This is a genomic window from Thioalkalicoccus limnaeus, assembly GCF_041197575.1.
GTDB lineage: Bacteria > Pseudomonadota > Gammaproteobacteria > Chromatiales > Chromatiaceae > Thioalkalicoccus > Thioalkalicoccus limnaeus.
On record NZ_JBDKXB010000011.1, the window covers coordinates 1 to 13,166 of the forward strand.

General features: G+C 65.7%; 11 protein-coding genes. 5 read left to right on the forward strand and 6 right to left on the reverse strand.

Features of this window, described 5'->3' with window-relative positions; all coding sequences use genetic code 11:
• Positions 1-46: 46 nt before the first annotated feature.
• The 6 genes from ABC977_RS09775 to ABC977_RS09800 all read right to left on the reverse strand — a co-directional run bounded on the left by ABC977_RS09775 (position 47) and on the right by ABC977_RS09800 (position 6,556).
• Positions 47-1,270: an ABC transporter ATP-binding protein gene (locus ABC977_RS09775; protein WP_369667070.1), complete on the reverse strand. Its 1,224-nt coding sequence runs from the start codon at positions 1,268-1,270 to the stop codon at positions 47-49.
• A complete protein-coding gene (locus ABC977_RS09780) occupies positions 1,267-2,037 on the reverse strand; it encodes an ABC transporter permease (RefSeq protein ID WP_369667071.1) in 771 nt (256 codons plus the stop codon). The genes ABC977_RS09775 and ABC977_RS09780 overlap by 4 nt, the downstream gene beginning before the upstream one ends.
• 1 nt (position 2,038) lies before the next feature.
• A complete protein-coding gene (locus ABC977_RS09785; protein ID WP_369667072.1) occupies positions 2,039-3,370 on the reverse strand; it encodes a glycosyltransferase family 4 protein in 1,332 nt (443 codons plus the stop codon).
• A gap of 21 nt (positions 3,371-3,391) precedes the next feature.
• Entirely contained in the window at positions 3,392-4,351 is a 960-nt protein-coding gene (locus tag ABC977_RS09790) for a glycosyltransferase family 2 protein (protein ID WP_369667073.1), read from the reverse strand.
• 190 nt (positions 4,352-4,541) lie between these two features.
• Positions 4,542-5,594: a glycosyltransferase family 4 protein gene (locus ABC977_RS09795; RefSeq protein ID WP_369667074.1), complete on the reverse strand. Its 1,053-nt coding sequence runs from the start codon at positions 5,592-5,594 to the stop codon at positions 4,542-4,544.
• Between the two features lie 74 nt (positions 5,595-5,668).
• Positions 5,669-6,556: a glycosyltransferase family 2 protein gene (locus ABC977_RS09800; protein WP_369667075.1), complete on the reverse strand. Its 888-nt coding sequence runs from the start codon at positions 6,554-6,556 to the stop codon at positions 5,669-5,671.
• 487 nt (positions 6,557-7,043) lie between these two features.
• On the opposite strand from ABC977_RS09800, the gene ABC977_RS09805 reads away from it, so the two are divergent.
• The 5 genes from ABC977_RS09805 to ABC977_RS09825 are packed head-to-tail and all read left to right on the forward strand — an operon-like array spanning position 7,044 to position 13,145.
• On the forward strand, positions 7,044-8,888 hold the full coding sequence (locus tag ABC977_RS09805; RefSeq protein ID WP_369667076.1) for a glycosyltransferase: 1,845 nt from the start codon (positions 7,044-7,046) through the stop codon (positions 8,886-8,888).
• A gap of 36 nt (positions 8,889-8,924) precedes the next feature.
• Complete coding sequence (locus ABC977_RS09810) at positions 8,925-10,064, forward strand: class I SAM-dependent methyltransferase (RefSeq protein WP_369667077.1); 1,140 nt, start codon at positions 8,925-8,927, stop codon at positions 10,062-10,064.
• 58 nt (positions 10,065-10,122) lie between these two features.
• A complete protein-coding gene (locus ABC977_RS09815; protein WP_369667078.1) occupies positions 10,123-10,974 on the forward strand; it encodes an ABC transporter permease in 852 nt (283 codons plus the stop codon).
• A complete protein-coding gene (locus ABC977_RS09820) occupies positions 10,971-12,248 on the forward strand; it encodes an ABC transporter ATP-binding protein (RefSeq protein WP_369667079.1) in 1,278 nt (425 codons plus the stop codon). The genes ABC977_RS09815 and ABC977_RS09820 overlap by 4 nt, the downstream gene beginning before the upstream one ends.
• A 6-nt stretch (positions 12,249-12,254) precedes the next feature.
• Positions 12,255-13,145: a sulfotransferase family protein gene (locus ABC977_RS09825; RefSeq protein WP_369667080.1), complete on the forward strand. Its 891-nt coding sequence runs from the start codon at positions 12,255-12,257 to the stop codon at positions 13,143-13,145.
• Positions 13,146-13,166 lie beyond the last annotated feature (21 nt).

Consider the following 13,166-nt stretch of genomic DNA (forward strand, 5'->3'; position numbering starts at 1 on the left):
GCGAGGGCCGGCAGCAGGTAGCCCAGCCGCAAGCGCTCGGCCAGCGTCATGACGGCAACTCCCATTCATGCGGCAGATGAACCAGGCCGAATTCGCGTCCGGCGTGCAGGACGCGAAAGGGCAGAATCCCCTCGGCCATGTCGAGGACCTGCAGGCCGGTGTCGTCGAGCACGTAGAGGTTCAGCGCATAGTCGCCGGACAAAAGCGGAAAGGCCGGGATCCGCAAGGCCGCGACCTGTCGTCCGACACCCTGCAAGGACGCATCGGCATGCAAGAAGTGGGTCGCCGTGCCGAACACGTTCTCCTGGTCGTTGCGTCGGATCGCCAGGCCGAGATGAAAGGGCCGCGGTTCGTGGCTGTCGACCTCGATCACGAACCGAACCGGCTGGAAGGTCTCGATAACGGTCGGGTTGACGCCGTCGGGGGTCTCGATGGTCACGGCCACGAGCCGGACCGGGGCACTCGCCGCGGCGACCGGCCGCCAGGCAGCGCCCGACGCCGGCGCGGCGACACGGGCCCGTTCGGTCCGCGCACGCTCGTGGGCCTCGTAGGCCGTCACCACCTCTTCGGTCGCGCCGAGGGCGACGACGCGGCCCTGGTGGATCCAGGCGGCACGACCGCACAGCGAGCGCACCTGATACAAATTGTGCGAGCAGAACAGCACGGTGCGGCCGCTCTCGCGGAAATACATGATCCGGTCCAGGCTCTTCTTCTGAAAGTGCATGTCGCCGACCGACAGGGCCTCGTCGATGACTAGCACGTCCGGCTCGACGGCGGTCGCCGCAGCGAAAGCGAGCCGCATGAACATCCCCGAGGAATAGGTCTTGACCGGCCGCTCGAGGACCGCTTCGGGCAGCTCGGAGAAGTCGACGACGCTCCGATAGTAGTCATCCAGCGCGCGGGTCGGGACCTTGTTCAAGGCACCCATCAAGAGCACGTTCTCGCGCCCGCTCTCGTCCGGGTGAAACCCGGCGCCGAGCTCGAGCAAGGCCGCGACCCGGCCGGCAACCCGGACGCGGCCAACGGTCGGCCGCAGGGTCCCGGCGACCAGCTTCAGCAGCGTGCTCTTGCCGGCCCCGTTTTCCCCGACCAGGCCGAAGGTCTCGCCGCACGTCAGCTCCAGATCGACGTCGCGCAGCGCCCACAAGGGATCGTGGCAGGGCCGCCGCCAAAAGACCTCCTTGACGCGGTCAAGCGGCCGCCGGTAAACACGATAGGCCTTGCCCGCGCCGGCGAGTTGCACCGGCGGGCCGGGATCGGACGCCGTCATAGCGTTTCACCAAGGGTCGGCTTCAGCGTGCGGAACACCAGATAGCCGCCGCCCCCGAGTACCAGCGTCCAGATACCAAGGCTCACGAGCACCGCCATCGGCAATTCCAGGCCAAGAAACGCCGCGTGGTAGGTGCGCACCAACACGGCGAATGGATTCAGCAGGTAGAGGTGATGAACGGCCACCGGCACCATCGACATCGGATACAGGATCGGCGAGGCGTAGAAGAGGAATTGCAAGACCAGCGGTGTCGCGTGCAACAGATCGCGCAGATGCATCGCCAGGACCGCGAGCGCCAGGCCCAGGCCGATGGTCATCGCAAGCTGCGCGATCAGCGCAAGCGGCCATAACCAGGGCACGCCTTCACCCAGGATCCCAGCCCACCACAACAGGACAACGAACACCAGGGTGCCGACGCCTTGGGTCACCAGCGACGCGGTCACGACGGTGACCGGCAAGACCTCGACCGGGAACGCCTGCTTCTGCAGAAAGCCCTCGTGACCGACGATAACGCCGGTCGCGCGCGAGAGCCCTTCGGCGATGCTGAGCCACGGCAGCAGACCCGCCAACAGATAGAAGAAGAAACCGCTTTGCGCGGCGATCTCGGGGACCCGGATCTGAAAGATGAATGCGAACAGCAGGTAGAAGAGCGCAATGGTCGCGATCGGACTGATGACAGCCCACAGCAGGCCGGCCAACGAGCCCGCGTAGCGCGACTTGATGTCGCGGCGCAGCCATATGCGGAAGACGGGCCAGGGAAAGGCCACGTCAATCGTCCAAGGCATCGGGGGTTGCGGCAATCGACTGCAACCGTTCGGCAACCCGCTGCCCCTCGACCTCCCAGTCCGTCGCGGCCGCGAAGCCCAGACCACCCTCGATCAGCCGCGCGCGCAGATCGGCATCCTCGAGCACGGCGATCACGGCGGCAGCGAGGGCGTCCGGTGTCGGGTCTGCGAGGCTTGCGTTCTCGCCGTCACGCAACAGCCATTCGACGTTCGGGCCGCGATTCGAGACGACCGGACAGCCGCACGCCATGACCTCGAGCGGCAGCAGCGACAGGTTCGTCAGAGACAGCACCAGGGCGACATCGCATTGAGCGTAGAGCCCGGGCAGCTCGTCGAGCGGCGCAACACCCATGTCGCGGTACGGAAACGGGATCGCGAAGGCCGAGCAATCCCAGCCGGCGAGAACGAATTCGACATCCGGACAGCGGCGATGGACCCGCTCGAGCGCCAACAGTCCGAGATCGAAACCGCGGCGCGGGGTCACGTGCCGGGCATAGAAGAAGACGCGCCGCGGACCAGGCAACCGCGGCTGCGGCCGATAGCGGTCCTTGTCGAACGAAAAGCCGAACGCATGCGTGGTCATGCCATAGCGTGTCCGCAGCTTCTCGGCCAGCCAGCCGCCAGCGGTCAGGCCGACGAAGCCCATTCGATAGGTGTGTTCAGCGAGTGCGTATTCGCTACTGCGGCTATAGAAATAGGGTTCGAAGTCCTGAACGAAGTACAGGCGGTGGCGCGCGCCCGTGAAGGCCTTGGCCCAGTACGCGGTATCCCACCCGGTCGCGACCACGAACTCGCAACAGGGCATCGCGTCGAGCCCGATTCCGACCTCGGCGGCGAGCGGCACGAAGTGCGTGTTGATCAGCTCGCGGGCATGTGCTGCGTCGGTGAGTTGCGCCTGTTCCGGCAGGAAGATCCGGCACGGGTAGCCACGGCTCTCAAGCATCGCAATCATGCGGAAGATATTCAGATGCCCACCGCTGCCGAGCGAGAAGGCCGGCACGATCCAATTCATCGAGCGCGGGACCAGGGGGCCGGGCGCCGGATCGACCGAACCGGCGGACACCATGCGATAGGAGGCAAGGATATCGCATTGGTCAGCCGGCGCCGGAGAATCCTCGGCCGCAACCGGGGCCGATTCCCGGGTCGGCCCTGCGTCCAACTCCGACTCCGGCTCCGGCGCGTCGGGTACAGGCGGCGGGCGGCGCAGGGCGCGGTCCAGCAAACGCCGCAACGCGTGCCAGGTCGCATCGGCAAAGCCGGCATGCGCGACGCGCAAGGCATAAGACCGTGAATAGCGATCGAGCGTCTTCCACATGTTCGTCATCCTGAGGCGCGATCAGCGGCGCCGCAGCGCCTCATCGCGCGACAGGCGGCGGGTCCAGGCCCCGAAGCGCCCGTGATGTGTTCCAAGATAGCGCCCGAGCAATTTGGCCAGGACCAGCCAGGGCGCATACAGGCCCTGCGCCACACGCCGGGTCCAGGGCGCCGGTGCCGCGCGGACCCAAGCGAGGTCGCGACGACTGCCCAGGCGCCAGTCGCGCAGCAGATGACGCCAGGTCGGGACCAAGTCGTACCCAAACAGGCGGCGCAAGGCACGCGCCTCGTCAAAGGCGCGCCGACTGGTCTCGAGCAGCCCGAAATCGTGCGAATGATAAACCCAGGCGTGCGGCGCGTACACCTTCGAGTACCCAGCCTCGACGGCTTTGAGCGCCCACGCCTGATCCTCCGCGAAGTCAATCTCCGGGAATGGAAGCCGTTGCCAGACGTCGCGCCGGATGCACGCGTTGTTGTTCGAAAAGAAATGCAGCACCTGCCGGTAACCGGGGTCCGCGCGAAAACGTTCCGCGTCATCAATGCGCGCCCGCGTGACCTCGGACCCAAACCCGGCGAAATGCGCCTCGAGTTCGCGGTGCGTCACGATTCGCGCATCTGGATAAGCCACATGACGACCGAAGGCGCCAGCGGCATCGTCCCATCGGGCTGCGGCCGAAACCAGGTGGTCGAGCCACCGTTCGTCGCCGGGCAGCGCATCCTGCGTCAGGAACACGATGAAGTCACCGGATGTCAGCCGGCACCCGAGGTTTCGGGTCCGGCCGTGACCGAACTCGGCCGGCGCGATCTGATGCACTCGAACTCCGGCCTGGCGCCGCGCCGCCTCGACCGAGCCATCGGTCGAACCCGAATCGATGACGAGGCACTCGTATCGCCAGGGCGCACGCTGGGCCATGACTCGGGCGAGGACTTCGCGAAACAAAGGCCCACCGTTCTTGACCGGGATGATTACCGAGGCGGTCATGCTTTGAGGGGAATCCATTGGCTGAATCGAAGGGCACTCGCGGGGTTCGATGGGGCTTTGCGATCTCGGGAGCCGGAACGCGCCGCCGCCCGTTTACCATGCTCAGGCGGCAGGCAAGCCTTTAGATTAACACAAAAAAAGCCACGGGCTACGCGCGTCCTGTCGTTGCCTCCGTACCCACGTGACTGGTTCAGCAGCGGCCGGCCTCGCCAAGCAGCCGCACCACGCGCGGGGCAACCGCCGCCAGCGAATAATGCTCGGCGACCTTGCGCCGGCCGGCGCTCCCGAGGCGCGCGCGCAACGTCGGATCGTCAGCCAACCGCTTCAGCGCCGCGAACCACTCGTCTGGCCCCGACGCGATCATCCCGACATCCGGGGTGACGATCTCGGCATTGACTCCAACCGGCGAAGCGACGACCGGCCGCCCGCTGGCGCAATACTGGATCAATTTGTATCCGCATTTTCCGCGCTCGAACGGCGCATCGGGCAGCGGCATGACGCCGAGATGGATGCTCGCCAACAGCGTGCCTTCGGTCGCGGCCGACCAAGGGTGCGACTCGATCGGCACACCAAGCGCTGGCGGCGGTCCGGCACCGATCGCGACGAAGCGCAGGGCCCGCACCCGGGCGAGACGCTGAAGGGGGGCGGCAAGTTCACCCAAGTAACACGCAGCCGTCTGGGGCGACCCGATCCAGCCGATGCGCAGTTCCCCATCAGGGCCTTCGGGCATCAGCGGATAACGATCTAGATCGACAACCGTTGGGATCAGTTCAACGCGCGGTGCGCCGGCCGCCTGCGCGTAATCACGCAAATAGGCACTGCCGGCCGTCACCAGCCGCGCCGCCCGCAGCAGCGGGAACAGCTTACGGCCAAGTAATCGCCGTACCAATGGTGACTGATGTTGATCGTAGCGGTGGAACACGGCGTCGTCGTAGTCAAGGACCAAGGCCGCACCAGAACGCGCGAACAACCGCTCGAGGCCACCGGGAAGAAACGGCAGCGCCTCCTTTTCGAGCCAAACCACTCCGGCACGGCGCGCCCGGATCAGCGCTGCAAAGCGCCCCAGATAGGCCAAAGTGATCGGCCAGGGCCGACGCCGACCGTCGGCGTAGAGCTGGCGCACGTACTCATCGCAAAAGAAGGAGCTGACTTCGACCCGAAACCCGGCAGCCTCCAGCGATGACCGATATTGCATCATGCGGACTCGACTGCTGGCCCCCAACGGGCCGTAACGCGTGAGCATCAGCAGATCGATCGGGTGCGACGCCGAGCCTACGTGGTCGCCGCGCGCCTCGATCCGGTGATCCCGGGGCGCCATCACCTGGGACCCAAGCGTCCCCGCATACCATGTAGAAGACCCCATGTCATTTGCCGCAGATAGGACCACCGTGGCCGCGCGAACAGCGGGTAGGTTAGATAGCGATTACGCAGCTGGCGTGCCAAAGCCCGCTTCCACACATCAGGCACATGGTCTTGTCGAAACAGCCAGACAGCATTGCGAAAATAGTAATAATTGCGTAACGGCGAGTGACTCGCGGTCACGCGTCCAAGAGCCTGCGCCGGCCGATCCCCGAGCCGATGAGATAGGCGCGCGTCGCAGGCGCAGAAGTTGCGAAAACCATGTGCGCGGGCACGGAAGCACCAGTCGATATCGACCAGATCGATAAACAGGGCCTCGTTCATGGCACCCACGCTCTGCAGGGTCCTTGCCGGTATCAGGCTCCCAGAGGCAATCGCCGTGTCGATCTCGATGATACCACCAGCCTGGGGACACTGGATCCAATTCGCGACGCCGTTCGCGAGCCGGAAGAAGGGTAGCCCGCCTGGATGGTGGATGTCACAGACCGACGACGCGACGAGCCCGACGGGCACCTCGCGACTGTCCAGTTCGAGCGCGACCTCATGCAGATGGCGGACCGCCCCCGCCTGCGGCACACTATCCTGGTCAAATAGGACAACATGGGTTGCGCCGCGCTCCAGGGCTATCCGAATCCCGACATTCTGGGCCCCAGCAATCCCGGTGTTGCAACCAAGCCGACACAGAGTGATAGCCCTGCCGCATTTCTCCTCGAGCGCGTCAAGCGCCATGGCCGGCGACCCATTGTCCACCAGGATCACCTCGTTGACTTGATCGCGAATCACATCCAGATTACCCGACAGCGTCGCAACATCGGGAAAAAACGAAACGACAACGGCAATGATCATAACGGGTCACATAGGTGGGGGCTTCAGCGGTTTCTGCACGTCGATTATCATCACCTAATCGCTGCTCCAGGGCCAAGTCGGCCGGATCAGTCATCCCCGCAGCCGGTGCCAGATTCAAGACGGCTTAGCGAACGAGGTCCAACAGATAGCGATCCTCTTCTGCAGACGATCGCCTTGTTAAGGGCACTGGAATACATGATCCGGTCGCCGATTAAGCTTCTGCGTGGAAACACCGTTCAGGTCGCGCGTGCCTCGCGCCACGTCGCCGCCCGGGTCTCCGCCACGAGGTGAATTTGGCTCCCATCGGGCAGTAGGCACGGCAGCACCAGATGAAGCACTCGCAGACTTCCCCGAGCGGGGTCAACCAGGCAACCCGATCCACATCGTGGACGCAGATCGACGCACGACGATTCCCGCGAGATGTGACATGATTACCGCCGCCGGCCAATTCGATTCTCAAATCTCAACTGCCTTGCCATAGGCATGAATGACCGAGCGGAATCTGTCGTTGCAGAACTCGAGTCCTCTCCTTGCTCCCTTGGTGGATCCGCGCGTCGAGGCGGGACTGGCTTGGTGTCGCCGACACCGCGGCGACGAGCCGCTCACGCTGGCCCTGCCTTTCGAGGTGCCCGAGCCACAACTCGTCGAACTCCTGTCGCGACCGGGGATCGAAAGCCTGATCATCGATCAGGCACCATCGGCGGCGTTCCTCGCCCGCCACCCCGATCGGGTGGGCCGGTTCTGTCGGGCGGATTACAGCTGGCGCCTCCCACCGCGCCTCGGTCGTTGGATCCTCTTTGTCGGTGGCCGCGAGAATATCACGGCCCGGATGCTGCGTGAGTCCTTCCGTCGGCGCGTTCGGAGGCTCGCATACTGGCGTCTCGACCGGTGGGCTGCGCAGTGGCTCGCGATGATGGCCATCGCCAAGGTGGTCGGCAAGCTGCATCAGCATACCCAACGCTTTCGCGCTGCCCGACGGATGAACCGCCAGGAGCCCGGGACCGATCCACGCAGCCTCATGGAGTTCGTCGATCGGCGGGGCTTTCGGCGACTCCTTCAGACCGCCGATCTGCGGCGCATTTCGCCGGACGGGGCGGTGCCGGGTCGTGTCGTCATCGCTTGCCCAACGCTGGCGGCTGGGGGCGCGGAACGCCAGATCGTCAATACCGCCTTGGGTCTGCAACAGGTGGGGCTCCGCGACCTGACCGTCCTGGTGGCCAACCTGCGCGGCCACCCCGGCAACGACTTCTTCCTCGGAGCCTTGAAGGACGCGGGGATCCCGGTTCAGGAGGTCGGAGGTCCGGCCATGTCGGTCGAGAGCTGGGTACGCGCCCAGGATCCAGAGATCACGGCCTTGACGGTGCGCGTCGGCGCCGCGTTGCAAGACCTGCCGCCGGGCCTCGCGCAGGAGGTCGCGAATCTGTACCTGACCTTCGTCGATCAGCGCCCGGCCATCGTGCATGCGTGGCTCGATCACAGCAGCGTCAGCGCCGGATTGGCGGCGCTGCTGGCCGGTGTGCCGCGCGTCCTGCTATCCGGGCGCAACGTGAGCCCGGTGCATTTTCCTTACATCTTTCAGTCCTATATGCAACCCGCCTACCAAGCCATGGCGGAACGACCCGAGGTGGTTTGGGTCAACAACAGCCGGGGCGGCGGCGCCGACTACGCGGTTTGGCTGGGGCTCGCGCCCGACCGTTTCGAAGTGGTGTACAATGGCGTCGATCTAACGGCTACGACCCGCGCATCGATGGCGGCGATCGCCGACTGGCGATCGGCTCACGGGATCCCCGATGGGGCTCGGCTGGTCGGCGGCATGTTTCGGCTCTCGGACGAGAAGCGCCCACTGCTTTGGATCGAGACATTGGCCCGGCTGGCGGACCGCCACGGCGACGTCCAGGGTCTGCTCTTTGGAGCCGGCCCGCTGCAAGCAACCATCGCCGCGCGGATCGAGGCGCTGGGGCTCGCCGGCCGCGTCCATCTGCGGCCGCCGACGTCGGCCCATGCGCTGGCCTTGTCGAGCTTCGACCTGTTGCTGCTGACCTCGCGGTGGGAGGGAACCCCGAACGTCGCGATCGAGGCCCAAGCCGTCAGCACGCCGGTCGTCGTTTGCGGTGGCGGCGGCGCCGGCGAAGCCTTGCTCGACGGCGTGACCGGGTTGTTCGTCGTCGAGGCCGACGCCGAACGGCTCGCGGATGCCGTGTCCGGACTCTTGACCGACGACGCGCAGCGTGCCCGTTTCGCCGCGGCCGGCCCGGCTTTCGTCCGCGAGCGGTTCGGCCTGGAACGAATGATCGATCAGACCCTGGCCATCTACGACCTGCCCGCGCGGTGATCGCGCGATGGGCTCGACTGCAGCAGAGAACAGCGTATGACCGAAGATTCCATGCGTTTCGGCTTCGGCGAGAACTGGTCGCGCTTCGTCGCGGCGCACCTCAACGAGGAACGGATCGCCGAGGCGCAACGCCACCTGCTGCGGTTCCTCGGCCTCGCGGACCTGCGCGGCCGCCGGTTCCTCGATATCGGCTGCGGGAGCGGGCTGCACTCGCTCGCAGCCTTGCGTGCCGGCGCCGAACGCGTGGTCTCGTTCGACTATGACCCGAATTCTGTCGCCACGACCGAGCGCGTGCGCGCACTGGCCGGGGCACCGGATCACTGGACCGTGACCCAGGGCTCGGTGCTCGACGGCGCCTTCATGGAGGCGCTGGAACCAGCCGACATCGTCTACAGTTGGGGCGTCCTGCACCACACGGGCGACATGTGGCAGGCCATCGAACTGGCATCGCGACCGCTGGCCGCCGACGGCGTTTTTTACATTGCGCTCTATTGCCGCGATGTCTATCTGGACCCGCCGCCCGAGTACTGGATCGCCCTCAAGCAGCGCTACAATCGATCGGGTACGATCGGCCGGCGCCTGATGGAGTGGAGCTACGCTTGGCGCTCGACGGTCTGGCCGGAATTGCGCTCGGGGCGGAACCCGCTCGTGACGATCCGCCGCTACAGCGGCGATCGCGGCATGGCCTTCTGGACCGATGTGCGCGATTGGCTCGGCGGTTATCCGATGGAGTTCGCCGGCCTCGCCGAGACCCAGGCATTCTGTCACGACCGCCTGGGTCTCGAGCTGGTCAATCTGTACGCCGGCGAGGGCAATGCCGAGTATCTGTTTCGCCGGCGCGGGGCGGCCAATTATTGGGACGAGGTGCGCACGCACCAAACGCGAATCGAGCTGCCCCGACCCTTCCGCCACCGCCAAGGCCTGGCCTGGGAGGCACCCTTGCCAGCGTTTCGCGACCAGGCCGACGATCTCGGTCACCCGCGGCGCTCGCGTCTGATGCTGTTCGAGGGGGACAAGCCGGTCGGGTTCGCACACCAGACCCATGCCGATATCGAACGCCGCGGCGGCGGCCGCTACTCGCACTGGAGCGACCAACTGATCTTCTCCACCACCGACGGCACGGACCCGAACGCGAACGGCCGGCGCTACTTCGTCGGCCCGGACGGGCTGCCGTAGCGCGCCCAGTCATCGGCGACGATCACTCGCACGACCCCAGACTCGCAAGCCATCCATCATGTCGGCCTCCCGAACGCCGGCCCGCCGTCGCCGGCCGGCCTTTGCCCAGCTCATGCTGCTGCTGACCCGTTATCGCCAGCTGACCTGGGAGATGACCCGGCGCGAGATCTCCGAGCGCTATGCCGGTCAGATGCTCGGCTCCGTTTGGGCCATCGGCCATCCGGTGCTGCTGATGGGTCTCTACGTGTTCATCTTCGCGTACGTCTTTCCGACCCGCCTCGGGTTGACCGAGGACATGCCCCGCAGTTTCGTTGTCTACATCCTCGCCGGCCTGATCCCGTGGATCACGTTCGCCGACGCCATGAACAAGAGCACGGTCGTCGTCATTGGCAATGCCAGTCTGGTCAAACAGGTCGCCTTTCCGCTCGAGGTGCTGCCGGTCAAGGTCGTCCTCGCCGCCTGCGTGACGCAACTGGTGGCCACGCCGATCCTGCTCGGCTATGCGTTGTTCGTCGATCCATCCGGTCTGCCCTGGACGGTGGCCCTGCTGCCGGTCCTGTTCCTGCTGCAATTGCTCGCGATGATCGGTGTCGCGTACCTGCTCGCGGCGGCCACCGTGTATCTGCGGGATCTGCGCGAGATCGTCCAGGTCTTCACGACTGCCGGCCTGTTTCTTGCGCCGATCCTTTACCTGCCGACCTGGGTCGAGCACGCCTGGCCGCCGCTGCGCTGGGTCCTGCTGCTGAATCCATTCAGTCACCTCGTCTGGTGCTATCAGGACCTCCTGTACTTCGGCCGCATCGAACACCCGGTGTCCTGGATTGTCTTGATGACACTCAGCACGGCCCTGTTCTATCTCGGTTTTCGCGTCTTCCAGAGGCTGCGCGTGCTCTTTGGGGATTTTCTGTGACGGGTGCGCCGGCGGCGATCGAGGTCAGCGGGTTGTCGAAGCGATTCGAGGTTTACGCGCGCCCATCCGACCTCTTCTGGGAGCTGCTGCTGCGCCGCCGCCGCCATGAATCCTACGAGGCGCTGCGGGATGTGAGCTTCACGGTCGCGCACGGCGAGACCGTCGGCATCGTCGGTCGCAATGGCGCCGGCAAGAGCACTCTGCTCAAGATCCTGACCGGGACGCTCGAGGCCACCGCCGGGCATGCGTCGGTCAAGGGTCGCGTGTCATCGATCCTGGAGCTCGGCACCGGCTTCCACCCGGAGTATTCGGGACGCGACAACATCTTGATGGGCGGGCTTTGCTTGGGCATGTCGAAACAGCAGGTCGAGCGGAAGCTCGACTGGGTGATCGCGTTCAGCGAACTCGGCACCGTCATCGATCGACCCTTCAAGACCTATTCGACCGGGATGCAGGCGCGGCTCGCCTTCAGCACCGCGGTCAGCGTCGAACCGGATATCCTGATCGTCGACGAGGCCCTGTCGGTCGGGGATGCCCGCTTTCAACGCAAGTGCTATCAATTCATGCAGGAGCTGCGCGATCAGGGGCGGACCATCCTGTTCGTCTCGCACGACCCACGGCCGATCACCGGCTTCTGCGATCGGGCGCTGCTGCTCGAGCAAGGCGGGCTGATCGCCGACGGCGACCCGCGCTCGATCCTCAATCAGTACAACCGGATGCTGTTCGCCGAGGACAGCGGGGGTATGGATGGGGCAAGACCGCCGGATCCGGCGGATGGTGCCGCGTTCGAACCGGCGTCGACCGAGGTGCGAGTCGGCAATGGCCGCGCGCAGATCCTCGACGTGGCCCTGATCGACTGGCTGGGTCATCGCACCCGGATCCTGGAAACCGGCAAGATGTGCCGTATCGCCTTCCGGGTCCGCGTCGCAGAGCCCCTCGACACCATCGCCTTCGGTTTTCGGATCACGACGATCCAGGGTCACGAGGTCTACGGCTCGAGCTCGCTGCTGCACGATGCGCCGATCCCGACACCGCGCGTCGGCGCGATCCTCGAGGTCGCTTTCGACATCACGATGTGGATCGCGCCCGGTCGCTATTTCCTGACCGTCAGTGCGGCGCGCAACGCGCTCGAGATGTATGATCGGCGCGCCGACGTGCTGGATTTCGAGATCGCCGGCGCCTACCGCGGCTACACGACCTCGCTCGCGAACCTGGATGCCGCGGTGTCGGTTCACGACAGCTCGAACCCAACCGATCCATCACGACGGGATTGACGACTCATGAGGCTTGAACGCCCGCTGATCCTGATCGGCGCGGGCCGATCTGGATCGACGCTCGCGATGCGGCTGCTGGACGCGCACAGTGCGCTCGACTTCAAGGGCGAGACGAGCTTCCTGGCGCTCCGCTTGTGGAACGAGATCTGGTATGACCGTTTCTGGCTCAATTGGCCGCGGCAGCATGCACTGGGCCCACGCTCGGCGGCGGATCCGCTGCCGCCGCTGCGACCTGATGAGCTGGCCCGCGAGCGGGCGCGGGTCGGACGCCTGGTCGCCGGTTGCTTCACCGAACTGCTCGGCGTCGATCGGATCGGCCACCGCGTTTGGGGATTCAAGGAGTTGTGGAGCGGCCTGCCGCAGTATGATCACGATTGGCGGGCTTACGATGCAATCTTTCCCGAGGCCTCGTGGCTCCATTTGGTCCGGCATCCATTCGACTTCGCGCGGTCCTGCGCCCGCTGGAATGGGACGCTCCTGACGCAGGCCTATCTGGAGGATCGCTTGCGCAACTGGCATCAGATGCTCGAGTGCCACCGGCTGCGCCGGTCGACCGGCCGTTACCACGAGGTCCGTTTCGAGGACCTGGTCGCCCGGCCGCGCGAATGCCTGATGCCGGTACTGGCCGACCTGGACCTCGAATGGGAGGAGGCGATGGCCGACGCCCTGAACGCCCGTACCATGGCCTCGTCCGCAGATCGCGACGATAACGAGCAGCGGCTGTCCAAACGCGACGCCGAGGCCTTGATCGCACGGGTCCCTGGGCTCGGCGCGGCGATGGCCTCGCTCGGTTACCGACCGCCACGGCGCACGGGCCTCGCCGTTCGAAGCCGGCCAGAGGTCCAGATCGATCTGCGCGACCCCGAACGGGAGCACCCGAGTGGAGGCAACGGATGAACGCGGAATACCGCGTGGGTA

Bases quoted from the DNA above. Each gene is read 5' to 3' on its own strand.
- ABC977_RS09800 (WP_369667075.1), bottom strand. From the start codon at position 6,556: ATGATCATTGCCGTTGTCGTTTCGTTTTTTCCCGATGTTGCGACGCTG.
- ABC977_RS09785 (WP_369667072.1), bottom strand. From the start codon at position 3,370: ATGTGGAAGACGCTCGATCGCTATTCACGGTCTTATGCCTTGCGCGTC.
- ABC977_RS09825 (WP_369667080.1), top strand. From the start codon at position 12,255: ATGAGGCTTGAACGCCCGCTGATCCTGATCGGCGCGGGCCGATCTGGA.
- ABC977_RS09815 (WP_369667078.1), top strand. From the start codon at position 10,123: ATGTCGGCCTCCCGAACGCCGGCCCGCCGTCGCCGGCCGGCCTTTGCC.
- ABC977_RS09775 (WP_369667070.1), bottom strand. From the start codon at position 1,270: ATGACGGCGTCCGATCCCGGCCCGCCGGTGCAACTCGCCGGCGCGGGC.
- ABC977_RS09805 (WP_369667076.1), top strand. From the start codon at position 7,044: ATGACCGAGCGGAATCTGTCGTTGCAGAACTCGAGTCCTCTCCTTGCT.
- ABC977_RS09790 (WP_369667073.1), bottom strand. From the start codon at position 4,351: ATGACCGCCTCGGTAATCATCCCGGTCAAGAACGGTGGGCCTTTGTTT.
- ABC977_RS09810 (WP_369667077.1), top strand. From the start codon at position 8,925: ATGACCGAAGATTCCATGCGTTTCGGCTTCGGCGAGAACTGGTCGCGC.
- ABC977_RS09795 (WP_369667074.1), bottom strand. From the start codon at position 5,594: ATGCTCACGCGTTACGGCCCGTTGGGGGCCAGCAGTCGAGTCCGCATG.